At 69.7% G+C, this 26933-nt stretch carries 30 protein-coding genes; 19 read left to right on the top strand and 11 right to left on the bottom strand.

Translation table 11 applies throughout. From position 1 onward, the window contains the following. The first annotated feature begins 158 nt into the window (after positions 1-158). From sufB to BWR60_RS08525, 9 genes are all read left to right on the top strand, one after another. Positions 159-1613, top strand: coding sequence for a Fe-S cluster assembly protein SufB (sufB, locus tag BWR60_RS08565; RefSeq protein WP_088150580.1), 1455 nt, complete (start codon positions 159-161; stop codon positions 1611-1613). Between the two features lie 54 nt (positions 1614-1667). Continuing rightward, positions 1668-2420, top strand: a complete 753-nt coding sequence (gene sufC / locus BWR60_RS08560) for a Fe-S cluster assembly ATPase SufC (protein ID WP_088150579.1) — start codon at positions 1668-1670, stop codon at positions 2418-2420. A gap of 7 nt (positions 2421-2427) precedes the next feature. After that, entirely contained in the window at positions 2428-3750 is a 1323-nt protein-coding gene (gene sufD, locus BWR60_RS08555; protein ID WP_088150578.1) for a Fe-S cluster assembly protein SufD, read from the top strand. Then, complete coding sequence (locus tag BWR60_RS08550; RefSeq protein ID WP_088150577.1) at positions 3750-5009, top strand: cysteine desulfurase; 1260 nt, start codon at positions 3750-3752, stop codon at positions 5007-5009. Before sufD ends, BWR60_RS08550 begins: the two co-directional genes overlap by 1 nt. A gap of 2 nt (positions 5010-5011) precedes the next feature. Further along, a complete protein-coding gene (locus BWR60_RS08545) occupies positions 5012-5449 on the top strand; it encodes a SufE family protein (RefSeq protein ID WP_088150576.1) in 438 nt (145 codons plus the stop codon). Next, on the top strand, positions 5446-5883 hold the full coding sequence (locus BWR60_RS08540; RefSeq protein WP_088150575.1) for an iron-sulfur cluster assembly protein: 438 nt from the start codon (positions 5446-5448) through the stop codon (positions 5881-5883). The genes BWR60_RS08545 and BWR60_RS08540 overlap by 4 nt, the downstream gene beginning before the upstream one ends. A gap of 263 nt (positions 5884-6146) precedes the next feature. After that, the gene (locus BWR60_RS08535; protein WP_088150574.1) at positions 6147-6527 is read left to right on the top strand and encodes a HesB/IscA family protein; all 381 of its coding nucleotides are present in this window, start codon (positions 6147-6149) and stop codon (positions 6525-6527) included. Then, positions 6524-7852 (top strand): chloride channel protein, encoded by a 1329-nt coding sequence (locus BWR60_RS08530; protein ID WP_088150573.1) that lies wholly within the window; start codon positions 6524-6526, stop codon positions 7850-7852. The genes BWR60_RS08535 and BWR60_RS08530 overlap by 4 nt, the downstream gene beginning before the upstream one ends. 41 nt (positions 7853-7893) lie before the next feature. Next, the gene (locus tag BWR60_RS08525; RefSeq protein WP_088150572.1) at positions 7894-8202 is read left to right on the top strand and encodes a hypothetical protein; all 309 of its coding nucleotides are present in this window, start codon (positions 7894-7896) and stop codon (positions 8200-8202) included. Positions 8203-8366: 164 nt separating this feature from the next. Here BWR60_RS08525 and BWR60_RS08520 read toward each other — a convergent pair whose 3' ends face one another. Further along, entirely contained in the window at positions 8367-8753 is a 387-nt protein-coding gene (locus tag BWR60_RS08520) for a nuclear transport factor 2 family protein (protein WP_088150571.1), read from the bottom strand. A 191-nt stretch (positions 8754-8944) separates the two neighbouring features. On the opposite strand from BWR60_RS08520, the gene BWR60_RS08515 reads away from it, so the two are divergent. The 5 genes from BWR60_RS08515 to BWR60_RS08495 all read left to right on the top strand — a co-directional run bounded on the left by BWR60_RS08515 (position 8945) and on the right by BWR60_RS08495 (position 12498). Continuing rightward, the gene (locus BWR60_RS08515; protein ID WP_088150570.1) at positions 8945-9922 is read left to right on the top strand and encodes an aliphatic sulfonate ABC transporter substrate-binding protein; all 978 of its coding nucleotides are present in this window, start codon (positions 8945-8947) and stop codon (positions 9920-9922) included. 2 nt (positions 9923-9924) lie between these two features. Further along, the gene (locus BWR60_RS08510) at positions 9925-10752 is read left to right on the top strand and encodes an ABC transporter permease (protein WP_088150569.1); all 828 of its coding nucleotides are present in this window, start codon (positions 9925-9927) and stop codon (positions 10750-10752) included. Beyond that, positions 10749-11549 carry an ABC transporter ATP-binding protein gene (locus BWR60_RS08505; protein WP_230982996.1) on the top strand — a complete coding sequence of 267 codons (801 nt, stop codon included), beginning with the start codon at positions 10749-10751 and terminating at the stop codon, positions 11547-11549. Before BWR60_RS08510 ends, BWR60_RS08505 begins: the two co-directional genes overlap by 4 nt. A 9-nt stretch (positions 11550-11558) precedes the next feature. Next, a complete protein-coding gene (locus BWR60_RS08500; RefSeq protein ID WP_088150568.1) occupies positions 11559-12068 on the top strand; it encodes an OsmC family protein in 510 nt (169 codons plus the stop codon). Between the two features lie 130 nt (positions 12069-12198). Continuing rightward, entirely contained in the window at positions 12199-12498 is a 300-nt protein-coding gene (locus BWR60_RS08495) for a putative quinol monooxygenase (protein WP_088150567.1), read from the top strand. Between the two features lie 70 nt (positions 12499-12568). Here BWR60_RS08495 and BWR60_RS08490 read toward each other — a convergent pair whose 3' ends face one another. Further along, complete coding sequence (locus BWR60_RS08490; RefSeq protein ID WP_088150566.1) at positions 12569-13462, bottom strand: LysR family transcriptional regulator; 894 nt, start codon at positions 13460-13462, stop codon at positions 12569-12571. Between the two features lie 92 nt (positions 13463-13554). Between BWR60_RS08490 and BWR60_RS08485 the strand changes: the two genes are divergently transcribed. Next, positions 13555-14391: an SDR family oxidoreductase gene (locus BWR60_RS08485; RefSeq protein ID WP_088150565.1), complete on the top strand. Its 837-nt coding sequence runs from the start codon at positions 13555-13557 to the stop codon at positions 14389-14391. Here BWR60_RS08485 and cysW read toward each other — a convergent pair. From cysW to BWR60_RS08460, 5 genes are all read right to left on the bottom strand, one after another. Next, a complete protein-coding gene (cysW, locus tag BWR60_RS08480; RefSeq protein WP_088150564.1) occupies positions 14388-15299 on the bottom strand; it encodes a sulfate ABC transporter permease subunit CysW in 912 nt (303 codons plus the stop codon). The genes BWR60_RS08485 and cysW overlap by 4 nt on opposite strands. Then, entirely contained in the window at positions 15283-16137 is an 855-nt protein-coding gene (gene cysT, locus BWR60_RS08475; protein WP_218823401.1) for a sulfate ABC transporter permease subunit CysT, read from the bottom strand. Before cysT ends, cysW begins: the two co-directional genes overlap by 17 nt. 244 nt (positions 16138-16381) lie before the next feature. After that, positions 16382-17383, bottom strand: a complete 1002-nt coding sequence (locus tag BWR60_RS08470; protein WP_088150563.1) for a sulfate ABC transporter substrate-binding protein — start codon at positions 17381-17383, stop codon at positions 16382-16384. 22 nt (positions 17384-17405) lie between these two features. Beyond that, positions 17406-18470: a sulfate/molybdate ABC transporter ATP-binding protein gene (locus BWR60_RS08465; RefSeq protein ID WP_088150562.1), complete on the bottom strand. Its 1065-nt coding sequence runs from the start codon at positions 18468-18470 to the stop codon at positions 17406-17408. A 250-nt stretch (positions 18471-18720) separates the two neighbouring features. After that, the gene (locus BWR60_RS08460) at positions 18721-18918 is read right to left on the bottom strand and encodes a DUF3553 domain-containing protein (protein WP_088150561.1); all 198 of its coding nucleotides are present in this window, start codon (positions 18916-18918) and stop codon (positions 18721-18723) included. A gap of 90 nt (positions 18919-19008) precedes the next feature. Here BWR60_RS08460 and BWR60_RS08455 point away from each other — a divergent pair, with 90 nt between their 5' ends. The 3 genes from BWR60_RS08455 to BWR60_RS08445 all read left to right on the top strand — a co-directional run bounded on the left by BWR60_RS08455 (position 19009) and on the right by BWR60_RS08445 (position 22246). Next, entirely contained in the window at positions 19009-20154 is a 1146-nt protein-coding gene (locus BWR60_RS08455) for a trans-sulfuration enzyme family protein (protein ID WP_088150560.1), read from the top strand. A gap of 356 nt (positions 20155-20510) precedes the next feature. Beyond that, the gene (locus BWR60_RS08450; protein WP_088150559.1) at positions 20511-21605 is read left to right on the top strand and encodes an ABC transporter ATP-binding protein; all 1095 of its coding nucleotides are present in this window, start codon (positions 20511-20513) and stop codon (positions 21603-21605) included. A 77-nt stretch (positions 21606-21682) separates the two neighbouring features. Further along, positions 21683-22246, top strand: a complete 564-nt coding sequence (locus tag BWR60_RS08445) for a GNAT family N-acetyltransferase (protein WP_088150558.1) — start codon at positions 21683-21685, stop codon at positions 22244-22246. Between the two features lie 4 nt (positions 22247-22250). Here the strand turns inward: BWR60_RS08445 and BWR60_RS08440 are convergent, their stop codons facing one another. The 3 genes from BWR60_RS08440 to BWR60_RS08430 form a co-directional block, all read right to left on the bottom strand. After that, positions 22251-23549 (bottom strand): sensor histidine kinase, encoded by a 1299-nt coding sequence (locus BWR60_RS08440; RefSeq protein ID WP_088150557.1) that lies wholly within the window; start codon positions 23547-23549, stop codon positions 22251-22253. After that, the gene (locus tag BWR60_RS08435) at positions 23546-24103 is read right to left on the bottom strand and encodes a hypothetical protein (protein WP_144445563.1); all 558 of its coding nucleotides are present in this window, start codon (positions 24101-24103) and stop codon (positions 23546-23548) included. The genes BWR60_RS08440 and BWR60_RS08435 overlap by 4 nt, the downstream gene beginning before the upstream one ends. A 64-nt stretch (positions 24104-24167) precedes the next feature. Further along, entirely contained in the window at positions 24168-24812 is a 645-nt protein-coding gene (locus BWR60_RS08430; protein ID WP_088150555.1) for a response regulator transcription factor, read from the bottom strand. Between the two features lie 374 nt (positions 24813-25186). On the opposite strand from BWR60_RS08430, the gene BWR60_RS08425 reads away from it, so the two are divergent. Further along, positions 25187-25501 carry a DUF736 domain-containing protein gene (locus BWR60_RS08425; protein WP_088150554.1) on the top strand — a complete coding sequence of 105 codons (315 nt, stop codon included), beginning with the start codon at positions 25187-25189 and terminating at the stop codon, positions 25499-25501. Positions 25502-25666: 165 nt separating this feature from the next. On the opposite strand, the gene BWR60_RS08420 is transcribed toward BWR60_RS08425, so the two are convergent. Beyond that, positions 25667-26872 (bottom strand): lytic murein transglycosylase, encoded by a 1206-nt coding sequence (locus BWR60_RS08420; RefSeq protein ID WP_088150553.1) that lies wholly within the window; start codon positions 26870-26872, stop codon positions 25667-25669. Positions 26873-26933 lie beyond the last annotated feature (61 nt).

The raw sequence follows: 26933 nt of genomic DNA, 5'->3' as shown, positions 1-26933 counted from the left end.
GGTTTTCGCTGGCAATCGCCGCCGAAACGCCTATCTATTGGCGAGAGAAGGGCGGCAGCACTGGCCTCCCAAGGGGTAACCTTTGGGGCCTTCCGCATCGGAGTACCCGACTAGCCCACTCGGTTAATCGGTTCTGGCACAGGGTTGAGGAGCGAGGCATGGCGGCAGTCCAGGAGACGGTCCGGCAGGTCGAAGAGATCACGAACAGCCGCTATAAGCACGGCTTCTTCTCGGACATCGAGATGGAGACCGCGCCGAAGGGGCTGACCGAGGAGACCGTCCGCTTCATCTCCGCCAAGAAGAACGAGCCCGAATGGCTCCTGGAATGGCGGCTGCGCGCCTTCCGGCTGTGGCAGACGATGGAGGAGCCGCACTGGGCGCGGATCAGCCACCCGCCGATCGACTACCAGGACGCCTACTACTACGCCGCGCCGAAGAAGAAGCCCAAGCTCGGCAGCCTGGACGAGGTCGACCCCGACATCCTGGCCGTCTACGAGAAGCTGGGCATCCCGCTGCGCGAGCAGGAGAAGCTGGCCGGCGTCGCCGTCGACGCCGTGTTCGACAGCGTCTCCGTCGCCACCACCTTCAAGGAGGCGCTGGAGAAGGAGGGCGTGATCTTCTGCTCCATCTCCGAGGCGGTGCAGAAATACCCCGAGCTGGTGCGCCAGTACCTCGGCTCGGTGGTGCCCTATTCCGACAACTACTTCGCCACGCTGAACTCGGCCGTCTTCACCGATGGGTCGTTCGTCTACATCCCCAAGGGCGTGCGCTGCCCGATGGAGCTGTCGACCTATTTCCGCATCAATGCGGAGAATACGGGCCAGTTCGAGCGCACCCTGATCATCGCCGACGACAGCAGCTACGTCTCCTATCTGGAAGGTTGCACCGCGCCGCAGCGCGACGAGAACCAGCTGCACGCCGCGGTGGTCGAGCTGGTGGCGCTGGATGACGCCGAGATCAAGTACTCCACCGTCCAGAACTGGTATCCGGGCGACGAGGAGGGCAAGGGCGGCATCTACAACTTCGTCACCAAGCGCGCCGCCTGCCGCGGCCGCAACTCCAAGGTCAGCTGGACCCAGGTCGAGACCGGGTCGGCCATCACCTGGAAGTACCCGAGCTGCATCCTGCAGGGCGACAATTCGGTCGGCGAGTTCTATTCGGTGGCGATCACCAACAACCGCCAGCAGGCCGACACCGGCACCAAGATGATCCATATCGGGAAGAACACCAGCTCCCGGATCATCTCCAAGGGCATCTCGGCCGGGAAGTCGGACAACACCTATCGCGGCCTGGTGCGGATCCTGCCGGGCGCCGAGGGCGCGCGCAACTTCACCCAGTGCGACAGCCTGCTGATCGGCGACAAGTGCGGCGCCCACACCGTGCCGTATATCGAGAGCCGCAACCCGACGGCGCAGGTGGAGCACGAGGCGACCACCAGCAAGGTCAGCGAGGACGTCCTCTTCTACTGCCGCCAGCGCGGCATCGGCGAGGAGGAGGCGCTGGGCCTGATCGTCAACGGCTTCTGCCGCGAGGTGCTGCAGGCGCTGCCGATGGAGTTCGCGGTCGAGGCCCAGAAGCTGGTCGGCATCAGCCTGGAAGGCTCGGTCGGCTGAGGCCGGCCATTCTTATCGAGGACAGGCCGCGGTGAAGCGGCGAGGGAACGCGGAATGCTGGAGATCAAGGACCTGCACGTCGCCGTCGACGGCAAGGAGATTCTGAAGGGTGTGTCGCTGGCCCTGGGCCAGGGCGAGATCCACGCCATCATGGGGCCGAACGGCTCCGGCAAGTCGACGCTGAGCTACGTCATCGCGGGCCGCGACGGCTACGAGGTCACCGGCGGGTCGATCACCTTCAACGGCGAGGACCTGCTGGCGATGGAGCCGGAGGAGCGGTCGCGCGCCGGCGTCTTCCTGGCCTTCCAGTACCCGCTCGAGGTCGCCGGCGTCGGCACCGTCACCTTCCTGCGCACCGCCTACAACGCCCACCGCAAGCATCGCGGCGAGGCCGAGCTGGACCCGATGCAGTTCACCAAGCTGCTGCGCGAGAGGGCCAAGGAGCTGGGCATCGACGCCGAGATGCTGAAGCGCTCGGTCAATGTCGGCTTCTCCGGCGGCGAGAAGAAGCGCAACGAGGCGCTGCAGATGGCTCTGCTGCAGCCCAGCCTCGCGGTGCTGGACGAGACCGACAGCGGCCTCGACATCGACGCGCTGAAGGTGGTGGCCGAGAGCGTGAACAAGCTGCGCTCGCCCGACCGGGCCTTCCTGGTGATCACCCACTACCAGCGCCTGCTCAGCCACATCGTCCCCGACCATGTCCACATCCTGGCCGATGGCCGGATCGTCCGGTCCGGCGGCAAGGAGCTGGCGCTGGAGTTGGAGGAGAAGGGCTACGCCGGCGTCATTCCGGCCGCTGCCGCGTGAGGCCGCGATGAGCGAAGCGATCTCCCCTGTCGTCGCCGCGCAGCGCGAGCGGTTCTCGGCCAGCCGCTCGGCGCTGCCTGGCGTCGGCCACAGCGCCGTCGCCCGCCGCCGCGAGACGGGCATGGCCCGGTTCGAGAGCCTGGGCCTGCCGACCCGCAAGCAGGAGGCCTGGAAGTACACCGACCTGCGGCGGCTGGAGAAGCTGGGCCTGAACGGCGCCACGGCGCCGGCCGACGCGGCGCTGCCGGACGGCCTGCGCGCCTTCGTGCCGGCGCAGGGCCCGTCCATGGTCTTCGTCAACGGCCGGCTGCGGCCGGAGCTGTCGCATCTCGACGCCCTGCCCAAGGGCCTGCGCCTCGACGGCTATGCCGCGGCGCTGGAGGCCGCCGATGCCGAGGTCGAATCCCGCTTCGCCAAGGCCGCCGACGCATCGCTGGTCGAGCTGAACGCCGCCCTGGTCGAGGATGGCGCCGTGCTGCGCATCGCCCCGGGCGCGGTGATCGAGGCGCCGGTTCGCCTGGTCTTCCTGACCGCGCCTGGCGACGCGATCGTGGCCAGCCACCCGCGCATCCTGGTCCTGGCCGGGGCCAACAGCCAGGCGACGGTGATCGAGGCCTATCACGGCACCGACGACACCGGCTATTTCACCAATGCGGTGGTCGATGCCGAGATCGGCGACGGCGCCCGGCTGCGCCACTACCGGCGGCAGAGCGAGGGGTTGCAGGCGGTGCATCTGCTGAACGGCAGCGCCACCATCGGCCGCGACGCCACCTATGACAGCTTCACCCTCAGCCTCGGCGCCGACCTGGCGCGGACCGAGGTGGTGGCGACCTTCACCGGCCGCGGCGGCAACGGCCACGTCACCGGCGCCTATCTGGCCGATGGCAGCCGCCACATCGACACCACCACGCTGATCGACCACGCCGTGCCGGACTGCCGGTCGCGCGAGGTGTTCAAGGGCGTGCTGGACGGCAAGGGCAGGGGCGTCTTCCAGGGCAAGATCATCGTCCGCCGCGACGCCCAGCGCACCGACGGCTACCAGCTGAACCGGGCGCTGATGCTGTCGAGGACCGCCGAGATCGACAGCAAGCCCGAGCTCGAGATCTACGCCGACGACGTCAAGTGCAGCCACGGCGCCACGGTCGGCGAGATCGATTCCGAGGCGCTGTTCTACCTGCGCGCCCGCGGCATCGACGAGCGCACGGCCCGGGCCCTGCTGGTCGAGGCCTTCCTGCGCGAGGCGCTGGAGGAGGTCGCCGACGAGGCGGTGCGCGAGGAGTTCGAGGCCGCGGTCGGGCTGTGGCTCGCCGGGCGGCACCAGGAGGGATGATGGACACGCGCCCCATGGTCCATTCGAGCGGCATCAACGCCTATGACGTGAACGCGGTCCGGGCGGATTTCCCGATCCTGTCCCGCACCGTCTACGGCAAGCCGCTGGTCTATCTCGACAACGCCGCCTCGGCGCAGAAGCCGCGCTCGGTGATCGACGCCGAGAGCCGCGTCTACGAGGAGGAATACGCCAACGTCCATCGCGGGCTGCACTATCTCAGCGGCGCCGCGACCGACGCCTTTGAGGCGACGCGCGAGGCGGTGAAGCGCTTCATCAACGCCCGCTCGATCAAGGAGATCGTCTACACCCGCGGCACCACCGAGGCGATCAACCTGGTGGCCCAGAGCTACGGCCGCGCCTTCCTCAAGGAAGGGGACGAGATCATCGTCTCGGTGATGGAGCACCATTCCAACATCGTGCCCTGGCAGCTGCTGGCGCAGGAGAAGGGGCTGGTCCTCAAGGTCGCCCCGATCGACGACGACGGCAACTTCCTGCTCGACGAGTACGAGCGCCTGCTGTCGCCGCGGACCAGGCTGGTCTCGGTCGCCTACATGTCGAACGCGCTGGGCACCATCGTCCCGGTCAAGGCGGTGATCGAGCGGGCGCATGCGGTCGGCGCCAAGGTGCTGCTCGACGCGGCCCAGGCGATCACCCACATGCCGGTCGACGTCCAGGATCTCGGCTGCGACTTCCTGGCCTTCTCCGGCCACAAGCTGTACGGCCCGACCGGCATCGGCATCCTCTACGGCCGCGAAGAGTTGCTGGAGGCGATGCCGCCCTGGCAGGGCGGCGGCGAGATGATCCGCACCGTCAGCTTCTCCGGTACCACCTTCGCCGAGCTGCCGGCCAAGTTCGAGGCCGGCACCCCGGCCATCGCCCAGACCATCGCGCTGAAGGCGGCGATCGACTATGTCACCGCGCTCGGCCTCGACACCATCGCGGCGCATGAGCACGAACTGATGGAATACGGGGTCGAGCGGCTGTCGCATGTCCCGGGCCTGACCATCGTCGGCCGGGCGCGGGACCGCGCCTCGATCATCTCCTTCGCCATGGACTGCGCCCACCCGCACGACATCGGCACGGTGATCGACCAGGCCGGTGTCGCCGTCCGGGCCGGCCACCACTGCGCCCAGCCCCTGATGGAGCGGCTGGGCCTGCCGGCGACGGCGCGCGCCTCCTTCGCCCTGTACAACACCAAGGCCGAGATCGACGTGATGGCCGAGGCGCTGGACAAGGTGGTCAAGCTGTTCGGGAAATGAGCATGTCGCTATCCCAGGAAGAGCTGGAGGAGAACTTCTCCCTCCTCGACGATTGGGAGGAGCGCTACGCCTACATCATCAGCCTGGGCGACGCCCTGCCGCCGTTCCCGGACGCCGAGCGGACCGAGGCCAACAAGGTGCATGGCTGCCAGAGCCAGGTGTGGCTGATCGCCCGGCCCGAGGACCAGGCGCCGGACCACATCGTGTTCCAGGGCGACAGCGACGCCCGCATCGTCAAGGGGCTGATCGCCATCGTCACCGGCGTGTTCTCCGGCAAGCGGCCGGAGGAGGTGGCGGCGATGGATCTGCGCGGCCTGTTCAACCGGCTCGGCCTCGACACCCATCTGACCAGCGGCCGCCGCAACGGCTTGGCCTCGATGGTCGAGCGGATCAAGGAGATCGCGCGGCGCACCCTCGCCGCGCGGGAGGCGACATCATGAGCAAACCCGCCTACTTCCCCGATGACGGCCTCGGCCTGAACGACTTCCTGCGCGCCGGCACGTTGGACGTGCCGGAACCGGACTGGATCCATGTCCGCACGCCGCTGTCGAAGATCGAGTACCCGCTCGATGTCGAGGCGACGCGCTCGGCCGTGCTCGACAACCTGACCCTGGTGTTCGATCCGGAGCTGCCGGTCAACATCGTCGAGCTCGGCCTGATCTACCGGGTCGAGGTGTCGCCGGAGGGCAAGGTCGAGATCGACATGACCCTGACCGCGCCGAACTGCCCGGTGGCCGGATCGATGCCCGCGATCGTCGAGCGCGGCGCCGCGGTGGTGCCGGGCGTGACCGAGGCCAAGGTCAACCTGACCTGGAGCCCGGCCTGGTCGATCGAGCGCGCCAGCGAGGACGCCCGTCTGGCGCTGGGGATGTGACGTTGTGAATGCGGAGAGGCCTGCTCTCGCCCCCTCACCCGAAATCGCTCCGCGATTTCGACCTCTCCCCAAGGAGAGGTGAAGGGGCCGCAGCTCCGATTCCCTCTCCTCGGGGAGAGGGAGGGGCCCGCGTGCGAAGCACGTGGGAGGGTGAGGGGGCAGGCCAGGCCTCGGCAAGGTGAGGACCAGCCCTGCAACCGCAGACCGTTGAAGTCTTTTCCCGATCGGCCCATCTTGTGGGTCGAGGACAAGAGGTGAACAGGATGCGCGCCCTACCGCCGCCGATTTCCCTGAGCGACCGCGCCGCCGACCGCGTGCGCGAGCTGATCGCGAAGTCGCCGAAGCCGATCCTCGGCCTCCGGGTCGGGGTTAAGGCGCGCGGCTGCTCCGGCCTCAGCTACTTCATGGAATATGCCGAGGAGCGGAAGAAGTTCGAGGATGTGGTCGAGAGCAAGGGCGTCACCGTCCTGATCGACCCTTCGGCGATCATGTTCCTGCTCGGCACCGAGATGGACTACGTCCAGGAAGAGTTCGGCGCCCGCTTCGTGTTCAACAATCCGAACGAGGTCGATCGCTGCGGCTGCGGCGAGAGCTTCCGGGTGGCCCAGCCCGAGGGCAAGGAGCCGGCCCCGGCCCAGGCATGATGCATCCGGCCGGCGGCGCCGCCCCGGATCTGACACCACGAACCCTTCGCCGCCTGCTGTCGCCGCCGCGTTTGCGGCGGCTTCTGCGTTTCGGCGTCGGCGGCCTCCTGGTCGGCTGCATGGCGGTCGCCTTCGCCGAGGCTGCCGACGGGGCGCAGAGCCTGTTCGCCTGGATCACCGACGGGCGGCTGTGGCTGGCGCCGATCCTCGGCGCCCTCGGCTTCGGGATCTCCGCCCTGGCGGCGCAGCGGCTGTTCCCGGCGGCGCCGGGCAGCGGCATCCCGCAATGCATCGCCGCGATGCGCCGGCCGCTGGAACTGGTGCCAAGCCAGCTGAACGCCCGCACCGGCATCGGCAAGATCGCGCTGTGCCTGTTCGGGCTGGCCTGCGGCGCCTCGATCGGGCGCGAGGGGCCGACCGTGCAGGTCGGCGCCGTGATCCTGGCCAGCCTGACGGCGAACGCCACCCCGGCCCGGCTGCGGCGGGTGATCACCGCCGGCGGCGCCGCCGGCCTGGCCGGCGCCTTCAACACGCCGCTGGCCGGTATCGTCTTCGCGCTGGAGGAGCTGGCCGCCGGCTTCGACATCCGCAACCGCATGGCGGTGCTGGCCGCGATCTTCCTGTCCTCCGCCGTCGCCATCGCCGTGCTCGGCGACTACACCTATTTCGGCCGCCATCCGCTCGATTTCACCGTCGTCGCGATCCCGGTGTTCCTGCTGGTCGCGGTGCTGGCGGGGATCCTCGGCGGCCTGTTCGGCCGCTGCGTCCTGGCCCTGACCCGGCTGCTGCCGCGGCTGTTCGCCCGCTTCGGCCGCTGGTCGGTTCTGGCCGCCGCCGCCAGCTGCGGCCTGCTGGCCGGGCTGATCGGCCTGGCCGCCGGCGGCGCCACCTTCGGCACCGGCTACGAGCCGACGCGGCTGGCGCTGGAAGGCGGCCATGCCCTGGCCTGGTGGTTCTTCCCGGCCAAGTTCGCGGCCACCGCGCTCGCCTCCTCGGCCGGCATCCCGGGCGGGCTGTTCGCGCCCTCGCTCTCGGTCGGCGCCGGTTTCGGCGCCATCTTCGCGCCGCTGGTCGGCCCGGACCTGGTGCCGTCGCTGATGCTGGTCGGCATGGCCGCCTACCTGACCGGGGTGACCCATTCGCCGGTCACCGCGCTGGTGCTGCTGGCGGAGATGACCGGCGAATCCCGAGGCCTCGCCATCCTGATCCCCTCGGTCGGCCTCGCCTGGCTCGGCTCCCGCCTGGTGCTGCGGCACGGCTTGTATCATTTGCTGGCCGAGCGAATTCTTGCACGAGCCGGCTGGAATCCTTCGGCAACAACCTGATATCGTCTGCTCCAAAGGAAAAAAGGCCTTTGGGGGTTCAGGTGAGATACGGTCTTCCGGCGCTGGTGGCGCTGGTGCTCTTGGGCTGCGCCCAGAAACCGGGCGAGCCGCCCGCCGTGCTGTCGCGGACGGTGCCGGTCAACGGCCTCGATATCGGCGTCACCCGGCTGACGCAGACGACCTGGGGCGCCTGGCTGGTGGGCCCGAGCCTGATCGGCCCGACCAAGGCCAAGGTCCGTGCCGCCGAGCGCAAGGCGATCGAGCAGGTGTCGGGCTGCAAGGTCACCAAGGTGGCCCCGGGCGACAACCCGATGCGGGCGGAGTATGTCGAGCTGACGGTGGCGTGTTAGGCGCGGACCGGCGCCCCTCTGGTCGGTGCGAAAGCCACCCCGAACCGTCATGGCGAGGAGCGAAGCGACGTGGCCATCCAGGGGCAGTTCGCACCGGCCCCTGGATGGCCACGCCCCTGCGGGGCTCGCCATGACGAAAGGGGAAGGGCCACCTCGCGCCGGCCTCAGCCGGCCGGCACCTTCAGCTCATAGCGCTCGACCCAGAGGCTGCGGTCGTGGGGCGGCTCGCCGGATTCGGCGAAGACCTCCACCGCCTCGGTGATCTGGCCGTCGCGCAGGCGGTACAGCGAGACCGCATGCACGATGTCGTTGCCGTCGGTCAGCAGCACGCGGGACACCGCGCGCTCGCCCGCCTGGATCAGCTCCTGCAGGTGGCAGCGCCAGCGGGCGGGGGAGTTGGCGTTCAGCGCAATGAACGCGTCGGCGCCGCGGATCCGCTCGCAGGTCTGCGGCCAATCCGCCACGAAGTCATCGGACAATAATCCCAAGGCGCAGGCCCAGTCGCGCGCATCAAAGGCACGCCACAGGGCGGCGACGACATGGTCGTCCATGGCATTCCGGTCAATTTGTTCCTAATTTGTTTCATTATGCCGAAGAGAATCCCCGCTGTCGAGGGATCTATTATAGACATATTTTTCAAGTGAATTAATGCATTTGACATAAACAATTTCCAAAATATGGTATTTCATCCGACAAACAACGGGCCGGGATCGTTGATCCTGTCCGGCCGAGAGGACCGACCATGATCACCCTGTCCCGCCGCCTGCTGCTTGCCGGCTCGGTCGTCGTTGCCGCCCTGGCGCCGGCGCTGGGCCGGGCCGCGGATCCGGTCTCCGCCATCACCCTCGACTGGGCCTATTACAACCCGGTCAGCCTGGTGCTGAAGGACAAGGGCTGGCTGGAGGAGGCGCTGAAGCCGCAGGGCGTGTCGGTGACCTGGGTGCAGAGCGCCGGCAGCAACAAGGCGATCGAGTTCCTGAACTCCGGCAGCGTCCAGTTCGGCTCCACCGCCGGCGCCGCGGCGCTGCTGGCGCGGATCAACGGCAGCCCGATCAAGGCCGTCTACTCATATTCCAAGCCGGAATGGACGGCGCTGGTGACCAATGGCGACAGCCCGGTCCAGTCGGTCGAGGATCTCAAGGGCAAGCGCGTCGCCGTCACCCGCGGCACCGACCCCTACATCTTCCTGCTGCGCGCCCTGGCCGATCACGGCCTGGCCGAGCAGGACATCGAGGTGGTGCTGCTGCAGCACGCCGACGGCCGCAACGCCCTGATCGGGAAGCAGGTCGACGCCTGGGCCGGGCTGGACCCGATGATGGCACAGGCCGAGCTGGAGCAGGGGGCGCGGCTGTTCTACCGCAAGCCGGACCTGAACACCTATGGCGTGCTGAACGTGAACGAGCAGTTCGCCGCCGACCATCCGGAGATCGTCGAGACCGTGATCCGCGCCTATGAGCAGGCGCGGACCTACGCCCTGGCCCATCCGGACGAGCTGCGCGCCGCCCTGGTGCAGGCCGCCGGCCTGACCGATGCGGCGGCGGCGAAGCAGCTGGAGCGCACCGACCTGTCCGGACCGGCGATCGACGCGCCGAAGCGCGACACCATCCTGGCCGCCGGGGTGGCGCTGCAGAAGGCCGGGGTGATCGAGGCCGGGGTCGATGTCGCGGCCGCGGTCGACGCGCTGCTCGATTCCCGCTTCAAGACCGCGCTGGCGCAGTAGCCGTGGCCAGCCTCGACCCCGCCGCGGCCGGTACGGGCATCCGCGGGCCGCGCGCCGCCGGTGCGATCGGCGCCGTCGTGATCGGGCTGGTCCTGCCGGTCGGTCTGGCCCTGGGCTGGGAGGTGCTGGCCGCCCTCGGCGTGGTCTCCACCCGCCTGCTGCCGCCGCCGTCGCAGATCCTGAGGACGCTGGGCGACCTGGCGAGCCGCGGCGTGCTGCTCGACCACGTGCTGGCGACTCTGTGGCGGATGTGGTGGGGCTTCCTGCTCGGCGCCGCCGCCGGCACGGCGCTGGGCGCCGCCACCGGCGTCTGGCCGCTGGCGCGCCGGCTGCTGGACCCGACGATCCAGGCGCTGCGCAGCATCCCGTCGATTGCCTGGGTGCCGCTGTTCATCCTGTGGTTCGGCATCTTCGAGACGCCGAAGGTGCTGCTGATCGCGGTCGGCGTGTTCTTCCCGGTCTACCTGACCCTGGCCGGCGCCATCGCCTCGGTCGACCGCAAGCTGGTCGAGGTCGGGCGGATCTACCGCTTCGGCACCTGGGACCTGGTGCGCCGCATCCTGCTGCCGGCCGCGCTGCCGACCTACATCACCGGCCTGCGCGGCGGGCTGGGCCTCGGCTGGATGTTCGTGGTGGCGGCGGAGTTCATGGGCGCCAGCAAGGGCCTGGGCTACCTGCTGGTCGACGGGCAGATGACCGGCCGGCCAGCCACCATCCTGGCCGCGATCCTGCTGTTCGCCGTGCTGGGCAAGCTCAGCGACATGGCCCTGGCCGCGCTCGGCGCCCGGCTGGTGCGCTGGCAGGACGGCTTCCGTCCGGAAGGGGCATGACCATGCTGTCGCTGCAGGGCGTCGCCAAGCGCTATCCGAACGGGCTGGACGCCCTGGCCGGCATCGATCTCACGGTCGAGTCCGGCGCCATCGTCGCCGTGGTCGGCGCCAGCGGCTGCGGCAAGAGCACGCTGCTGCGCCTGATCGCCGGGCTGGAGCGGGCCTCGGCCGGCACGCTGTCGGTCGCCGGCCATCCGGTCGACGGGCCGGGCGAGGATGTCGGCGTGGTGTTCCAGGAGCCGCGGCTGATGCCCTGGCTGACGGTCGAGGCCAATATCCGCTTCGGCCTCGGCCGGCTGCCCCGGGCCGAGGCGGCGCGGCTGGCGGCCGACGCCATCGCCCGGGTCGGGCTCTCCGGCTTCGCCGAGGCCTGGCCGCGCCAGCTCTCCGGCGGCATGGCCCAGCGCGTCGCCATCGCCCGGGCCCTGGTGGCCCGGCCCAAGGTGCTGCTGCTGGACGAGCCGTTCAGCGCGCTCGACACCTTCACCCGGCGCGACCTGCACCGCCACCTGCTGGAGATCCGCGACTGGCTGCAGCCGACGCTGATGCTGGTGACGCACGACATCGACGAGGCGCTGGTTTTGGCCGACCGCGTGGTGGTGCTGGCCGGCCGCCCGGGCCGGATCGCCGCCGACATCGCCGTGCCGCTGCCGCGGGCCGAGCGCGCCGGCGCGCCGGAACTGCTGCGCCTGCGCGAGGCCGTGCTATCCTCCCTGGCGCCGCCGCGGGATGCGGCGGCCGGCCGCGATGCGGGCGCCGCAGGGGCCCGGGCTTCGGCCGTGCCCGTCACGATCTGAGAGACCACGATGGATGCGGATTCGCTGCGCGCCCTGCAGGCGCCGCTGAAGGACCAGTATCGCGAGGCGCCGGATTCGGCCCTGGTCACCCTGCGCGCCAAGGGGCGGCTGGGCGAGGAGGGCGTGACCTGCAAGGTCGAGACCGGCCGCGCCTTGGCCGAGGCCGGGCTGCACCCGGCGACCGGCGGCGACGGCCTGTCGCTGTGCTCCGGCGACATGCTGCTGGAGGCGCTGGTGGCCTGTGCCGGGGTGACGCTGAAGGCGGTGGCGACGGCGCTGGCCCTGCCGATCACCGGCGGCACCGTCTCGGCGGAAGGCGATCTCGACTTCCGCGGCACGCTGGGCGTGGCCAAGGACGCGCCGGTCGGCTTCCGCGCCATCCGGCTGCATTTCGCGGTCGAGGGCGACCTGACCGAGGAGCAGCGGGCCACCCTGCTGAAGCTGACCGAGCGCTACTGCGTCGTCTACCAGACGCTGCGCACGCCGGCGGCGTTCGCCGTTGACCTGGTGAATGCCTGAATCCTTCCCGTATTCGCCGAAAACATCGGACGAATCCTTTGGGGTGGCCGATCGTTCGCCGCCGGCCGACGAAGGCTGGCGGTTCGTGCGGTCAGGGCGATAAGATCGGACAAAACGACGGAGTCTCGACATGATCCATGTCATCGCCCTGCTGACCGCCAAGCCCGGCCAGCGCGCCGCTCTGCTGGCGGAATTCCGCAAGCTTGTACCCGAGGTTCATGCCGAGCAGGGCTGCATCGAATACGGGCCCGCGGTGGATGCCGAGGGCAGCCCGGCCCGCTTCGGCGACGACACCTTCGTCGTGATCGAGAAGTGGGAGAGCCCGGAGGCGCTGAAGGCGCATTCCGTCGCCCCGCACATGAAGGCCTATGGCGAGCGCACCAAGGACCTGATCGCCGACCGGGCCGTCCACGTCCTGACGCCGGCCTGATAGACACGTCTTTCCAACCCAACCCGTCATGGCCACGGCGCTGCGCGCCTCGCCATGACGGGAGGGGCTGTCAGCGCTTCCGCGCCCTCTGAAACACGTCGATGAAGGCCCGCAGCCCGGCCGAGGGCAGGCGTTGGTGCGGGTAGTAGAGGCACAGCCCGGCGAAGGGCGGGGTCCAGTCCGCCAGCACCTGACGCAACCGGCCGGATTCCAGATCCGCCGCCGCGGTGCGGCCGCTGACGAAGGCCAGGCCGGCGCCGGCCAGCGCCGCCTGCTGGCTCAGCTCCGGGCTGCCGATGGTGAGCCGGCCGGGCGGGTCGATGCGGACCTCCTCGCCCTGGTGCTCGAACTCCCAGCGCAGCAGCGCGCCGCTCGGCAGCCGGGCGCGGATGCAGTCATGCGCGAACAGGTCGGCCGGCGCCCGCGGCACGCCCCGCGCCGCCAGATAGCCGGGCGCGCCGACCACGATCATCGCCTCGTCGATGCCCAGCGGCACCGAGACCATGTCCTGCGGCACGGCCTCGGCCAGGCGGATGCCGGCATCGAAGCCGGCGGCGACGATGTCGATCATCCGGCCCTCGGTCACCAGGTCGACCCGCATCTCCGGATACGCGGCCATGAACTCCAGCACCACCGGCAGGATCCGCGCCGACCCGCCCTCGGAGCTGTTCAGCCGCAACAGGCCGGCCGGCGTGTCGCGGAACCGGTTTACCGTCTCCACCGCCTCGGCGATCTCGCGCAGCGCCGGCTGGATCCGGGCCAGGAACTGCTCGCCGGCCTCGGTCACCGCGACGCTGCGGGTGGTGCGGTTGAACAGCCGCACGCCCAGCCGCCGCTCCAGGCTGGCCACCATATGGCTGAGAGAGGAGGGGGACAGCCCCAGCTCCGCCGCCGCGGCACGGAAGCTGCGATGGGCCGCGACGGCCCCCAGCGCGGTCAGCTCGCTCAGGGTGAGATCGGCCATTATCCGGCTGCTTTCATCAACTCATCCGGGATTGAACGGATTATCACAACAGCGGGGCAGGGGCATATCGGGGTCTCACCCAGGAGACCCCGATGACCCGCACCGTTCTCATCACCGGCTGTTCCACCGGCTTCGGCGAGGCCACTTCCCGCCTGTTCGCCGCGCGCGGTTGGAACGTCGTCGCCACCATGCGCCGGCCGGAGGCGAGCGCCGCTTTGGCCGCGCTCGGCGACAATGTCCTCGTCACCCGGCTGGACGTGCAGGACCCGGCCAGCATCGAGGCGGCGGTGGCCGCGGCAATCGCCCGGTTCGGCCGCATCGACGTGCTGGTCAACAACGCCGGCTTCGGCCTGTTCGGCGTGTTCGAGGCGGCGCCGCGCGACAAGATCCAGGAGCAGTTCGACGTCAACGTCTTCGGCGTCATGGACGTGACCCGCGCCCTGCTGCCGCATTTCCGGGCCAACCGGGCCGGGACCATCGTCAACATCGGCTCCGGCGCCGGCGTCTTCACCCTGCCGATGATCTCGCTGTACTGCGCCTCGAAATTCGCGCTGGAGGGCTTCTCCGAGGCGCTGTCCTACGAGCTGGCCTCTCTCGGCATCGCGGTGAAGATCGTCGAGCCCGGCGGCGTCACCAAGACCCGCTTCGGCGACCGCAGCGCCGCGGAGGCCGGTCATTCGGCCGACCTGCCGGATTACGGGCCTTTCCTGAAGGGGGCGATGCAGGTCTTCGCCGGGCTGCGTGCTTCCCGCGCCGACGCCACCAGCGAGGAGGTGGCCGAGGTGATCTACACGGCTGCCACCGACGGCACCGACCAGCTGCGCTACGTCGCCACCGAGGATATCAAGCCGCTGGTCCGGGCCCGGCGCGAGACCTCGGAGGCCGAGTACATGGAATTCATGCGCGAGCGGATGACGCCCCGCGGTTAATGTCCTGGTCTACCAGCGCGGCGGCTGTGGCGCTCCACCAGCGCCTTGGCCGTCAGCGTCACCAGGGCCAGCAGCGCCAGGGTCGAGGCGGCGGCGAAGGCGCCGACGGCGTTGTAGTCGTTATACAGCAGCTCGATCTGCAGCGGCAGCGTGTTGGTCTGGCCGCGGATATGGCCGGAGACGACCGAGACGGCGCCGAACTCGCCCATCACCCGGGCGTTGCACAGCACCACGCCGTACAGGAGCGCCCATTTGATGTTCGGCAGGGTGACGCGGAAGAAGGTCTGCCAGCCATTGGCGCCCAGCGTCGCCGCCGCCTCCTCCTCGTCGCGCCCCTGCGCCTGCATCAGCGGGATCAGCTCGCGCGCCACATAGGGCGAGGTGACGAACAGGCTGACCAGCACGATCGCCACCGGGGTGAACATCAGGCGGATGCCGTGATCCTGCAGCCAGGGGCCGAACAGGCCGTTGGCGCCGTACAGGAACAGGTACACGACGCCGGCCACGATCGGCGATACCGAGAACGGGATCTCGACCAGTGTGGTCAAGAGGCGCCGGCCGCGGAACTGGAACTTGGCGATGGCCCAGGCCGCCATGACGCCGAACACGGTGTTGATCGGCACCACGATCAGCGCCGTGGTCACCGTCAGGCCGATGGCGTGCAGCGTCTCGCTCTGGCCGATGTTGCGGGCGAAGACCGCCAGGCCGGCGGAGAAGGCCTGGGCGAAGATCACCACGATCGGCGCCACCAGCACCAGGCCGGCGGCCAGCAGCGCCAGGCCGATCAGGATGCGCCGGGTCCAGCGCCCCTCGCCGATGCGGGGCGACCGCCGCCGGACGGCCGCGGCAGCAGTCGCCGTCGGGGTCACAGCCGCCACGGCCGGGTCGCGGTCAACGGCGATCGACATGGCGCAGGAACCGGGCCTGGAGCAGGTTGGTGGCGAGCAGCAGCAGGAAGGCGGCGGCCAGGATGGTCAGCGCCAGCGCCGCGGCGGCGGCGTAGTCGTATTCCTCGAGCCGGATGAAGACGAGCAGGGCCGCGATCTCGGTCTGCATCGGCCGGTTGCCGGCGATGAAGATGACCGCGCCGAACTCGCCCAGGCTGCGGGCGAAGGCCAGGCTGCAGCCGGCCAGGAAGGCGGGCAGGATGGCTGGCCACACCACATGGCGCAGGGTCGACCAGTCGCCGGCGCCGAGGGTGCGGGCTGCTTCCTCGACGCCCGCGTCCAGATCCTCCAGCACCGGCTGCACGCTGCGCACCACGAAGGGCAGGCTGGTGAAGGCCATCGCCACCGCGATGCCCAGGGGCGTGTAGGCGACGGGCAAGCCGATCGCCGCCAGCGGCGCGCCGAACCAGCCGTTCTTGGCGAACAGCGCGGTCAGGGCGATGCCGGCCACCGCGGTCGGCAGGGCGAAGGGCAGGTCGACGATGGCGTCCAGCAGGCGCCGGCCGGGGAAGCGGTAGCGCACCAGCACCCAGGCCAGCAGCAGCCCGACCACGCCGTTGAACAGCGTCGCCGCCAGCGCCATGCCGAGCGTGACCTCATAGCTGGCCAGGGCGCGCGCCGAGGTGACGATGGCCAGGAACTGGGCCGGGGTCAGGCTGGCCGCCTTCAGCGCCAGCGCGGCCAGCGGCAGCAGCACGATCAGGACGAGATAGACCAGCGTGCAGCCCAGCGTCAGCCGGAATCCGGGCAGCACCCGGCGCCGGGCGGGACGGGGGGCGGCGAGGGCGACGCTGGTCACTGCCCCTGCCTTCCTGCGCGATGACGCGCAACCCAAAAGAGTCCCCCCTCCCCTTGCGGGAGGGGGGCAGGGGGAGGGGTCTGCGCGCGTCCGCGCGCGAACAGGCGGGGTCTGTCAGCCAGCCGGCTTTCCGCGATCCGGGGCCGGGGCGAGCCGAGAGAACCCCTTCCCCCTGSCCCCCTCCCGCAAGGGGAGGGGGGACTCGAAGGAAGCAAGGAGAGGGGGGCCGCCATCTCGACCTGGCTCACTGGTTCACGAAGACGGTGTCGAGGATGCCGCCGGAGGCGAAATGCTCGGCATTCACCTTGTCCCAGCCGCCGAACACCTCGTCGACCGTCGCCAGCGTGATCGCCGGGAACTGGTCGGCATGCTTGGCCGCGACCTCGGCCAGGGTCGGGCGGTAGAAATGCTCGGCCAGGATCTCCTGCCCCGCCGGCTGGTACAGGAAGTCGAGATAGCCGCGGGCCAGCTCCGCCGTGCCGCGGGCGTCGGCGACCTTGTCGACCACCGCCACCGGGAAATCGGCCTTCAGGCTGGTCGGCGGCACCACCACCTCGAAGCCGCGGTCGCCGTATTCCTTCTGGATGCCGCGGGTCTCGGCCTCGAAGGTGATCAGCACGTCGCCGGTCTCGCGCTCGACGAAGGTGGTGGTGGCGCCGCGCCCGCCGGTGTCGAAGACGGGCACATGCGACAGCACGGTCTTGACGAAATCCTGCGCCTTCTGCTGGTCGCCGCCATTGGCCTTCAGCGCCCAGGCATAGGCGGCGAGGTAGGTGTAGCGGGCGTTGCCGGAGGTCTTCGGGTTCGGGAACACCGCCTGCACGTCGTCGCGCGCCAGGTCGCCCCAGTCCTTGATGCCCTTCGGGTTGCCCTTGCGCACCAGGAAGGCTGGGAAGGAATAGTAGGGCGAGGCGCCGTTCGGGAAGGCGGCCTGCCAGCCCGGCTTGACCGCGCCGCCCTTCTCCAGCGCCGTGATGTCGGTCGCCTGGTTGAAGGTGACGACATCGGCCTGCAGCCCTTCCAGGATCGACCGCGCCTGCTTCGAGGTGCCGGCATGCGACTGCTCGACCGTCACATCCTGGCCGGACTTGCCCTTCCAATAGGTCTGGAAGGCCGGGTTGATGTCGACGAACAGCTCGCGCCCGACATCGAAGGAGGCGTTGAGGATGGTGGTCTGGGCCTGCGCCGCGGCCGCACCGCCGAACAGGCCGGCCGCGACGGCCAGCGCCAGGAAGGAACGCTTCATCGAAATCTCCTTGGAGGAATGCTCAGGCGGCCTGGCGGGCGGGGAACAGGCCGAAATGGCTGGCGCCGACCTGCAGGGTCTCGCCGGCGGCGGGCAGGCGGGTGGCCAGCTGGCGGCGGTGCCATTCCAGGTCGAGCGGGATGGCGCCGTGCTGGGTCACCGCCTCGACCCGCACCAGCGGGCCGACGACGTTGACGCTGCGGATCGCGATCGGGAAGGCGTCCGCGGCCCCATCCTGCGGCAGCAGGTCGTGCGGGCGGACGAAGATCTCGCCGGCGCCGTCCGGCCCGGCATAGCCCGCCGGCCGCGGCAGCACCGCGCCCTCGACATCGACCCGGTCGGGGCCGATGCGGCAGGGCAGGCGCACGGCCTGGCCCAGGAACTCGTAGACGAAGGGGGTCGCCGGCCGCTCATACACCTCGGCCGGGCTGCCGATCTGCTCGACCCGGCCGTGATCCATCACCACCACCTGGTCGGCCAGCTCCAGCGCCTCCTCCTGGTCATGGGTGACGAAAACGGTGGTCAGCTTCAGCGTCTGGTGCAGCTCGCGCAGCCAGCGGCGCAGATCCTTGCGCACCCGGGCGTCGAGCGCGCCGAAGGGCTCGTCCAGCAGCAGGATGCGCGGCTCGATCGCCAGGGCGCGGGCCAGGGCGACGCGCTGGCGCTGGCCGCCGGACAGCTGGTCGGGGTAGCGGTCGCCGAATTTTTCCAGCTGCACCAGGGCCAGCAGCTCCCTGGCGCGGGCGCGGATCGCCTCGGCCTCCGGCCGGGTCTGGCGCGGCCGCACCTTCAGGCCGAAGCCGATATTGTCGAGCACGCTCATGTGCCGGAACAAGGCGTAGTGCTGGAACACGAAGCCGACCTGGCGGTCGCGGACATCGACCGCCGACATGTCGGTGCCGCCGATCCGCAGGGATCCGGTATCGGCATGCTCCAGCCCGGCGATGATGCGCAGCAGCGTCGTCTTGCCCGAACCGGAGGGGCCGAGCATGGCACAGAGATGCCCGGCCTCGATGTCGAGGCCGATGCCCGACAGCGCGGTGAACTCCTGAAACCGCTTCTCGATCCCGCGAAGCTCGACGCGCATCGATTTTGCTCGTGTTTAATGTAAATAAAGGGCTTCCATCATAGCGGAGCGTGGAATGCGCGCCAGCGGAAAATCCACGAAGCGTCAGACAACGTGGCAATATTAAACGGTTGGTGATTGTATTATGGGAGGGCCCACCCCTCACTGTCATCCTCGGGCTTGACCCGAGGATCCAGGGGCTTTCAAGAGCCGCTCTGGGGGCCCCTGGATTGCCGGGTCAAGCCCGGCAATGACAAAGGGGGAACTGCCTCTATCGGTCCTCCGCCGGTTCCAGCCGGATCACCGAGCCGTCGATCAGCACCTTGCCGCGATTCTCGAAATTCACCGTGATCCGGCTGCCGATCACCGACTGCACCTGGCCGGGGCCCCAGTCGGGCTGGTCCGGGTGCCGCACCCACATGCCGGGCGCCAGCCCCAGATCGATCCCGAAACCGTTCTCGAACGCCATCAACAAGCTCCCAAGGCTTCACGGCCACGTTGCCACGGATTGCAGGGCCGCGTCAGGGGCGTTACACCCGGAAGGCATTTCGGAGTTCCCATGGTCGATCGGCCGCCCTGCCGCCCCGAAACCCTCGCCGCCCGCCTCGACGGCTATCTCTGCGGCGACACCGGCGCGATCGTGCCGCCGATCCACCCGTCCTCGACCTATGCCCGCGACGCCGCCTACGCCCAGGTCGGCGGCCGCGGCTACAGCCGCGACGACAACCCGACCTATCTGCAGGCCGAGGCGCTGCTGGCGCGGCTGGAGGGCGGATCGGCGGCGATGCTGTTCGCCTCCGGCATGGCGGCGATCGCGGCGCTGTTCCAGGCGCTGGCGCCGGGCGACCACGTGATCTGCTCGCGCGACATGTATTTCGGCACCGGGAAGCTGCTGCGCGAGCTGCTGATCCCCTGGGGCCTGGCCTGCGACCTGGTCGACACCACCGACCTCGACGCCCTGCGCGCCGCGATCCGGCCGGGGGTGACCAGGCTGGTCTATGTCGAGACCCCGGCGAACCCGGTCTGGTCGGTCACCGACATCGCCGCCGCCGCCGCCATCGCCCATCAGGCCGGGGCGCTGCTGGCGGTCGACAACACCTCGGCCTCGCCGGCCTTGTGCCGGCCGATCGCCCATGGCGCCGACCTCGTCGTCCACTCCGCCACCAAATACCTGAACGGCCATTCCGACGTGGTGGCCGGCGCGATGGTGGCGGCGGCGGACGGCCCGCTGTGGCAGCGCATCGGCCGCATCCGCTTCCTGGCCGGCCCGGTGCTGGGGCCGTTCGAGGCCTGGCTGCTGCTGCGCGGCATGCGCACTTTGTTCGTCCGGGTGCGCGCCGCCAGCGCTTCCGCCCAGCGCATCGCCGAGCGTTTCGACGGCCATCCGGCGGTGGCGCAAATCTGCTATCCCGGCCTGCCGGGCTTCCCCGGCCACGCCGTCGCGGCGCGGCAGATGGAGGGCGGCTTCGGCGGCATGCTGTCGCTGCGCCTGGCCGGCGGGCGGCAGGCGGCGCTGCGGGCGATCTCCCGCGTCGGCATCTTCATCCGCGCCACCTCGCTGGGCGGGGTCGAGAGCCTGATCGAACACCGCGCGACGATCGAGAAGGAGGACGGCACGGTGCCCGACGACCTGCTGCGCCTGTCGATCGGCATCGAGGCGGTGGAGGACTTGATTGCCGACCTGGAGCAGGCGTTGGCGGAGTAGTCCGGGCCAGCGCGGGATAAGTTTAGGCCAGATCGGCCGTCCCATCGCATCGAGGCGGTAAGAGATTGCCTCTCCCGCTTGCGGGAGAGGTCGGAGACGCGAAGCGGCTCCGGGTGAGGGGAGTTTGTCGAGGCCGGGACCAGCCCTCACCCGGTCTCGCTGCGCGAGCCCGACCTCTCCCGCCACGCGGGAGAGGCAATACGAGAAGACGCTCGACATCTTGCCGGCCTCCGACGTGACCGGACCTCAAGCCATCTCATTCCAGGTGCGGCACGCCGAGGCTTGACCCCGACAGCACTTCCTTCTGTCATGCGGGGCTGACCGAGGCACCGGACAAGAATCAAGACAGGGGCGGCATGGCGGACAGGGAAACGGGGGCCTTCGTCGACTTCGTCGACGTGGCCAAGACCTATGACGGCGAGACGCTGGTGGTGCGCGGGCTGGACCTCGCCATCCGGCAGGGCGAGTTCCTGACCCTGCTCGGCCCCTCCGGCTCGGGCAAGACCACGACGCTGATGATGCTGGCCGGGTTCGAGACGCCCACACGAGGCCGCATCCTGCTGGAGGGCAAGGCGATCGACGCGCTGCCGCCCTGGCGCCGCGACATCGGCATGGTGTTCCAGAACTACGCGCTGTTCCCGCATATGACCGTGCGCGAGAACGTGGCCTTCCCGCTCAAGGTCCGCGGCATCGGCGGCGCGGATGCGGAGAAGCGGGTCGAGCGCGCGCTCGACATGGTCAAGCTGGCCGGCTTCGGCGGCCGCCGCCCGGCCCAACTCTCGGGTGGGCAGCAGCAGCGGGTGGCCCTGGCCCGCGCATTGGTGTTCGAGCCGCGGCTGGTGCTGATGGACGAGCCCTTGGGCGCGCTCGACAAGCAGCTGCGCGAGCATATGCAGCTCGAGATCAAGCACCTGCACCGCTCGCTCGGCGTCACCGTGGTCTATGTCACCCACGACCAGGGCGAGGCGCTGACCATGTCGGACCGCATCGCCGTGTTCCATGAGGGCGGGATCGACCAGCTGGCGGCGCCGGACGATTTGTACGACCGGCCGGAGACCGCCTTCGTCGCCCAGTTCATCGGCGAGAACAACAAGCTGGCCGGGACGGTCGAGGCCCTGGCGGGCGGGCAGTGCACGGTCGCGGTCGACGGCGGCTTCTCGGTGCTGGCGACGCCGGTCGGGGCGGCCGGGCAGGGGGCCCGCGCCACCCTGTCGATCCGCCCGGAGCGGGTGCGGCTGGCGCCCGGCGCCGAGGCCGGGCCGAACCGCTTCCCGGCCCGGATCGAGGAGTTGATCTTCCACGGCGACCACACAAGGGCCCGGCTGTCGCTGCTGGGTCGCGACGACTTCGTGCTGAAGCTGCCGAACGCCGATGGCCGTCCGGCCCTGGCGGCGGGCGAGGCCGTGACCGTCGGCTGGGCCGCCGCCGACTGCCGCGCGCTGACGGCGTGAGTGACGGGAATCATTGAGCGACCCGCCGCTGCGGTTGTACGACGGATCGTTCCGCCGACTCACCCAGGGGCGCCGCGATGCCGGATCCGATCGTGCCGGTCGAGACCGAGAGGCTGATCCTCCGCCGCTTCGTGCCGGAGGATTTCGAGGCCTTTCACGGCTATCACCGCCTGCCGGAGGTCGCCCGCTACCTGTACCGCGACCCGCGCACGCCGGAGCAGTCGCGGGCGGCGCTGGAGCGGTTCGGCACGCTGAAATTCGAGGGCGAGGGCGATGATCTGGTGCTGGCGGTGGAAGGCCGCGACACCCGCGCCCTGCTCGGCGACGTGGTGCTGAAATGGGTCAGCCGCGAGGCCCGGCAGGCCGAGATCGGCTACACCTTCGCGCCCGAGGCCGGCGGCCGCGGCTATGCCACCGAGGCGGCGCGGGCGGTGCTGGGCCTGGGCTTCGGCCGGTTCGGCTTCCACCGCATCTTCGCCCGCTGCGACGCGCTGAACACCGGGTCGGTCAATGTCCTCCGGCGGCTCGGCATGCGCCAGGAGGCGCATCTGGTCCAGAACGATCGCTTCAACGGCGTCTGGGGCGACGAGCTGATCTTCGCCATGCTCGAGGAGGAGTGGCAGCGGCAGGCGGTGCGGTGAGCCGTCAGGCGGCTGCGCGCTGATCCGGCCTGTCCCGGCGCGGCAGCGGGTAGAGAATCCGCACCGAGGTACCGCGGCCTTCCGCGGAGTCGATGCGGAAGCGGCCGCCCAGCGCCTTGACCATCTCGGCGCAGCCGGTCAGGCCCAGCCCGACATGGCTGCCGGCCCGCATCGAGAAGAACGGCTCGGTCGCCTTGGCGCGCACCGCGGCCGACATGCCGAGGCCGTTGTCGATCACCTCCAGCACCAGCCGCCGCCCGAAGGGGAAGCGGTGGGTCAGCCGGGCGCGCAGGACGACGCGGGACTCCGGCTTCCCGGCCGCGGCCACGGCATGCTCGGCGTTGCGGATCAGCTCGTCCAGGATCAGGTGGAACTGCGGCGAGGCCACCAGCGCCGCCCTTGCCTCTTCCGGCACGTCGAACTGGATCCGGCCGCCATGGTCCTGCGACAGGGCGTCGAGGATGCTCTGCAGCGCCACGGTCCGGCTCGGCTTGGCCGAATAGGCGATCTTCAGCAGGCCGTTGTTGATGTCGTCCAGCTCCGTCGCGGCGCGCGAGGCGGCGGCCACCAGCTCCGGATCCGGCGCCTGGCCGTCGCGCAGGCTCTTGATGAACAGCGCCAGCGCCGCGACCCGCGACCGGGTCATGTGCGCGAACAGCGAGGCGAAGGAGCGGATCTGCTGGTCCTTGCGCCGCGCCATCATCGACTGCTGGTGGATGATCACCCCGACCACGATCACCGCCGCCAGCGCCAGCACGAAGATCGCCATGTTGCGCAGCGCGTTCTCGGCGATATGCGCGGTCTCGTTCAGCGTGCGGCTGTGCGCCCCGGTGGTGCCGGAGACCTGGAACATGTCCTGCTGGATGTCGGTCAGGAAATCCAGCGTCTCCTGGTCGTTCTCCGCCGCGCCCAGATTGGGCAGGATCCGGGTCTTGATGGTCTGGATGCTGCTGTCCAGCCGGGCGAAGTCCTGCGGATCCAGGAAATGGTCGATATATTGCAGGTTGCGCAGCGCCACCATGTTGAACTGCAGCAGCCCGACCTCCTGCGACAGCTGGGGCTGCCGCTGCCGCGTCGCCATCGACAGGCGCAGCAGCCCGACGATGTTGGCCAGCCGCTCCCGGATCTGCGAGCCCCGCCACTGCACCTCGTAGGACTGCATCAGGAGGATGTCGGTCTCCTCCCGGTAATGCTCGGACCGCATGAACGACCAGGAGCCCAGCAGGATGGCCACGACCAGCCCGACATAGGGCACGACGTCCAGCCAGCGGCGCAGCCCCCGGAGGGACGGGAGCCTGATCACTGCCCGGGCCTCAGCGCGACGACGAACCAGACCCAGATCGCGTTGCGCCCGGCGGTGTAGGATTTGGGCAGCTGGTCGAGCGGCCAGATGATCGAATAGGGCCCGGAATCCGCCAGGTCGAGCGGCCGGAACTCCTGCCCCTCGGCGCAGCGGCCGCTCTTGTGGTCCGCCCCGGTGCAGCCGCGCTCGATCGCCAGGATCGGCTGGTATTGCGAGATCTCGTCCATGCGGATGGCGGTGATGAAATCGTCATAGGCGAAGACGTCGATCGATCGTGCATCGCCCAGGCCGCTGCGGTCCAGCACCGCCTTCAGGTCCGGGCCGCGATAGCGGATCGTCTCGCCGCCCTCGGTCCACGGCGTCCCGGTCTCGATCACCCGCTGCGGGAAGTCGGTCCTGATCTGCTCCGGCGTGTAGGTGGCGATCGCCTGGCCCGGGGAGCTCTCGATCCGGAGGATATGGGGGTCCTCATAGCCCACCGGGGCCGCGGAGGCGCTGCAGGCGAGGGCCAGCATGGCGGCGGCGGACATCGCCATGCGGAGGACGCGGAACATCAGTCGAGCCGTGGACGGTGCCGGTTGGAGGGACGGGGAGGGCGGTCGCGCCGGACTTTCATGCTCAGGCGCCTTTCGGGAACAGCCCGTTCTTCAGCAGCTTGGCGCGCGCCTGCTTGTAGTACTTCTCGACCGTGTACGGGTCGATGCCGAAGCGGTCGCCCATCTTCTCGTAGATCTCCTTGCGCTTGACCCCCTTCGGCCGGCTGCGCATGAAGTCGATGATCTCCTGCTCCCGCGGGGTCAGGCCGGAATAGTAGAATTCCGGGGTCACCGCCTTGACCGCGGACAGCGACAGCGAGAAGCGCGTGTCCGAGATCTTGTCGATGATGCTGGACAGCGTGTCGCGGTCGAGGCCGGTCTTGCCGACATAGGCGTTGGCGCCCAGCATCCGGCAGGCCTCGCCCTCCTCGACGCTGTCCGACCCGGTGACGACGATGTGCAGCGCGTCGGGCGAGGCGTCGATCACCGCCTTGACCACGGCCAGCCGGTGCTGCGGCGAGGTCGGGTCGAAGCCGGGCAGGCCGGGATCGATGATCACCAGGTCGAAGCTGTGCTCGCGCAGCAGCCCGGCGGCGATCTCCCAGGTCGCGGCGCCCTGGACGATGCAGTCCCGCAGGGCTGCCTTCAGCTCGGCGATCAGGGCCAGGCGCATCAGATCCTGGTCTTCGATCACCAGCGCACGAGAGGTCTGATCGACGGCCGTCATGACTGCATCTTCCACGGTGGGACCCTTACAGGATCCTAGTCCGGCCGTCGGGGGTGCGCTAGGCCAGGATTCGTCTCGAATGCCATTGAATGTCCTGCGGAAAAAGGGGTGGGGGCCCCCCTTTCTTTGAGGCCGGATTCGGGCCTCAAGTGATGGGGTGGTGGCGGTCCCGATTCCGCGTGGTTATCGTTTGTGAAAGTCTCGAGAGGATGGAAAATTTACTAAAAATCTCGACATCTTTTGTCAACTGGAACCTTGGGCCGCTGATGGAGTTCCTTTGTGACATCTTGGGCGTGCCGGCCGGGTGTCCGCGGCAGATCATGCCTGGCGGGCCGGACCGGCTCGCCGCGCTGTCCCGTCATTGAGGACCCGTCATGACCACGATCGGCATCGGCACGCTGTACCGCAACCACGACATCATCGAGGGGCCGGTGCGGACGCTGCTGTTCCAGGATCGGATCCGGCTGGTCCCGAACCCGCATGCGGCCGAGAGCCCGAGGGCGCCGGACCTGCTGGTCTATTCCGGTGACGACCACGAGATCGGCGGCGCCTGGGCCTGCCGGCGGGAGGACCGCTCCGTCTCCTACAACGTGCAGATCCGCGACCCGCACGTCTCCCGGCCGATCCACGCCACGCTGTGCCAGTCCACCCAGGACGATGACAGATTCGACCTGTTCTGGTCGCATTGAGAGACCATTCGTAAATGCTACTGGCGCGGCCGTCTGACGGCGGACTCGAAGCTTCCGGTGCTCACGCACCAAACGTGCGCTGCACTCCGGTTCTCGAAACCGCCGCCAGCCGCCTCACGCCAGCGCATTTCCGAACGGTCTCTCGGGTGAGTAAATCCTGATGTCCTATTGCCCGCCGAGAGCGCGATAGACCTTCTGCCCGGCCCGGCCGGTCTGGGGCATGCCGAGGCGCTGCTCGGCGGCCGAGATCGCGGCGCGGGTGGCCGGGCCGATCTTGCCGTCGGCCTGGCCGCCGATGTCGTAGCCCTGGGCCAGCAGCAGCTGCTGCAGCCGCAGGCGCTGGGCCCGCGACAGTCCCGGGTCGTCGGTCGGCCAGGGCGTGCGCAGCGCCGGCCCGCCGGACAGGCGCTGGGCGAGATACGAGATCGCGATCGCGTAGGATTCCGCTGCATTGTAGGAGTAGATCGCGTCGAAATTGCGGAACACCAGGAAGCCCGGCCCCCGCGGCCCGGCCGGCAGGATGAGGCCAGCCTGGCCGCTGCCCGACAGCGGCGCCCCGTCGGCCCGCACCACGCCGCGCCGGGCCCAGTCGGAAAGCGGGTCCTTGTCCTTGCGGCCGGTCGGGCCGTTGTAGCCGGCCGGCACCCGCACCTCGATCATCCAGGGCTGGCCTTCCTGCCAGCCGGAGCGCTTGAGGTAGTTGGCGGTGGAGCCGAGCGCGTCGGCCACCGAATTCACCAGGTCGCGCCGGCCGTCGCCGTCGAAATCCACCGCCAGGCGCTGGTAGGTCGACGGGATGAACTGGGTCTGGCCGAAGGCGCCGGCCCAGGACCCGTTCAGCTCGTCCAGCCGCAGGTCGCCGGCGCTGACCAGCTTCAGCGCCGCCATCAGCTCGCCGCGCCAGAAATCGGTGCGCCGCTCGCCGGCGCAGACCAGCGTGGCCAGGGCATGCGGCAGGAAATAGCCGCCGGCCTCCTTGCCGTAGTCGCTCTCGACGCCCCAGACCGCGGCGATCACGGTGCGGTCGACGCCATAGCGCTGCTCCGCCTGCTGCAGCACGCGGCCGTATTTCGACATCATCGCCCGGCCGTCGGCGATGCGCTGGTCATCCACCAGGAAGGCCAGGTAGTCCCAGATCGGCGTCACGAATTCCGGCTGGGCCTGCGAGAAGCGCAGCACCTTGTCGTCCGGCTGGGTCAGCCCGTCGAAGGCGCGGGTGGCGACGCTGCGGTCGACCCCCGCCTTCACCGCGGAGTCGGCCAGGCCCGAGACGCAGGAGCCGAAATCGGCCAAAGCCGGGCCGGCGGCCAGCAGCGGGAGGAGCAGCGCCGCCCCGAAGGTCCAGCCGGATCCGAACAGGCGAGACGTCATACCCTTCCTCCACGCGATGGAACCCTGCCGCGGCGCGGCGGCGCGATCCTGTCCCATCCGG

The organism is Inquilinus limosus (genome assembly GCF_002195995.1).
Taxonomy (GTDB): domain Bacteria; phylum Pseudomonadota; class Alphaproteobacteria; order DSM-16000; family Inquilinaceae; genus Inquilinus; species Inquilinus limosus_C.
This window is presented reverse-complemented; position numbering and strand designations above follow the sequence as displayed.

Excerpts from the sequence above, each read along its gene's own strand:
- sufB (WP_088150580.1), top strand. The coding sequence starts at position 159 with ATGGCGGCAGTCCAGGAGACGGTCCGGCAGGTCGAAGAGATCACGAAC.
- sufC (WP_088150579.1), top strand. The coding sequence starts at position 1,668 with ATGCTGGAGATCAAGGACCTGCACGTCGCCGTCGACGGCAAGGAGATT.
- sufD (WP_088150578.1), top strand. The coding sequence starts at position 2,428 with ATGAGCGAAGCGATCTCCCCTGTCGTCGCCGCGCAGCGCGAGCGGTTC.
- BWR60_RS08550 (WP_088150577.1), top strand. The coding sequence starts at position 3,750 with ATGGACACGCGCCCCATGGTCCATTCGAGCGGCATCAACGCCTATGAC.
- BWR60_RS08545 (WP_088150576.1), top strand. The coding sequence starts at position 5,012 with ATGTCGCTATCCCAGGAAGAGCTGGAGGAGAACTTCTCCCTCCTCGAC.
- BWR60_RS08540 (WP_088150575.1), top strand. The coding sequence starts at position 5,446 with ATGAGCAAACCCGCCTACTTCCCCGATGACGGCCTCGGCCTGAACGAC.
- BWR60_RS08535 (WP_088150574.1), top strand. The coding sequence starts at position 6,147 with ATGCGCGCCCTACCGCCGCCGATTTCCCTGAGCGACCGCGCCGCCGAC.
- BWR60_RS08530 (WP_088150573.1), top strand. The coding sequence starts at position 6,524 with ATGATGCATCCGGCCGGCGGCGCCGCCCCGGATCTGACACCACGAACC.
- BWR60_RS08520 (WP_088150571.1), bottom strand. The coding sequence starts at position 8,753 with ATGGACGACCATGTCGTCGCCGCCCTGTGGCGTGCCTTTGATGCGCGC.
- BWR60_RS08515 (WP_088150570.1), top strand. The coding sequence starts at position 8,945 with ATGATCACCCTGTCCCGCCGCCTGCTGCTTGCCGGCTCGGTCGTCGTT.
- BWR60_RS08505 (WP_230982996.1), top strand. The coding sequence starts at position 10,749 with ATGACCATGCTGTCGCTGCAGGGCGTCGCCAAGCGCTATCCGAACGGG.
- BWR60_RS08500 (WP_088150568.1), top strand. The coding sequence starts at position 11,559 with ATGGATGCGGATTCGCTGCGCGCCCTGCAGGCGCCGCTGAAGGACCAG.
- BWR60_RS08495 (WP_088150567.1), top strand. The coding sequence starts at position 12,199 with ATGATCCATGTCATCGCCCTGCTGACCGCCAAGCCCGGCCAGCGCGCC.
- BWR60_RS08490 (WP_088150566.1), bottom strand. The coding sequence starts at position 13,462 with ATGGCCGATCTCACCCTGAGCGAGCTGACCGCGCTGGGGGCCGTCGCG.
- BWR60_RS08485 (WP_088150565.1), top strand. The coding sequence starts at position 13,555 with ATGACCCGCACCGTTCTCATCACCGGCTGTTCCACCGGCTTCGGCGAG.
- cysW (WP_088150564.1), bottom strand. The coding sequence starts at position 15,299 with ATGTCGATCGCCGTTGACCGCGACCCGGCCGTGGCGGCTGTGACCCCG.
- BWR60_RS08470 (WP_088150563.1), bottom strand. The coding sequence starts at position 17,383 with ATGAAGCGTTCCTTCCTGGCGCTGGCCGTCGCGGCCGGCCTGTTCGGC.
- BWR60_RS08465 (WP_088150562.1), bottom strand. The coding sequence starts at position 18,470 with ATGCGCGTCGAGCTTCGCGGGATCGAGAAGCGGTTTCAGGAGTTCACC.
- BWR60_RS08460 (WP_088150561.1), bottom strand. The coding sequence starts at position 18,918 with ATGGCGTTCGAGAACGGTTTCGGGATCGATCTGGGGCTGGCGCCCGGC.
- BWR60_RS08455 (WP_088150560.1), top strand. The coding sequence starts at position 19,009 with ATGGTCGATCGGCCGCCCTGCCGCCCCGAAACCCTCGCCGCCCGCCTC.
- BWR60_RS08450 (WP_088150559.1), top strand. The coding sequence starts at position 20,511 with ATGGCGGACAGGGAAACGGGGGCCTTCGTCGACTTCGTCGACGTGGCC.
- BWR60_RS08445 (WP_088150558.1), top strand. The coding sequence starts at position 21,683 with ATGCCGGATCCGATCGTGCCGGTCGAGACCGAGAGGCTGATCCTCCGC.
- BWR60_RS08435 (WP_144445563.1), bottom strand. The coding sequence starts at position 24,103 with ATGTTCCGCGTCCTCCGCATGGCGATGTCCGCCGCCGCCATGCTGGCC.
- BWR60_RS08430 (WP_088150555.1), bottom strand. The coding sequence starts at position 24,812 with ATGACGGCCGTCGATCAGACCTCTCGTGCGCTGGTGATCGAAGACCAG.
- BWR60_RS08425 (WP_088150554.1), top strand. The coding sequence starts at position 25,187 with ATGACCACGATCGGCATCGGCACGCTGTACCGCAACCACGACATCATC.
- BWR60_RS08420 (WP_088150553.1), bottom strand. The coding sequence starts at position 26,872 with ATGACGTCTCGCCTGTTCGGATCCGGCTGGACCTTCGGGGCGGCGCTG.